The organism is Undibacterium sp. SXout7W (assembly GCF_049339385.1).
Lineage (GTDB): Bacteria > Pseudomonadota > Gammaproteobacteria > Burkholderiales > Burkholderiaceae_D > Undibacterium.
Genome location: NZ_JBMPPF010000191.1, coordinates 1 through 255, shown reverse-complemented (window position 1 = coordinate 255; position 255 = coordinate 1). Strand labels below are relative to the sequence as shown.

Annotated in this window: 1 pseudogene; it reads right to left on the bottom strand. The window is 51.8% G+C overall.

Annotated elements, in window-relative coordinates:
• Positions 1 to 226 (bottom strand): annotated as a pseudogene (locus tag ACO0LB_RS21060) (phage tail sheath family protein); the annotation flags it as partial.
• Positions 227 to 255: the final 29 nt, after the last annotated feature.

Genomic DNA, 255 nt, shown 5'->3' with positions numbered 1-255 from the left:
GACTGACTACCGAATTCAAACTGACATTGGCTGGCGCTTTCCACACCCCGCGGGTGTTATCAACCATGGTGTAGATCCCGGCCATGGCGGCGCTGGGGGGTAACAGATTGAGTTTTTTCTTGATCACGCCCATCAGTAACACATACAGCGGGCTGTTCAGTAACAGTAATTTATTGACCGCATCAATGCGACTGGTGAACGCCATATTGAGCTGGTCTTTGGTCATCGTCGCTACTGGACTCGGAGCTGGATTGG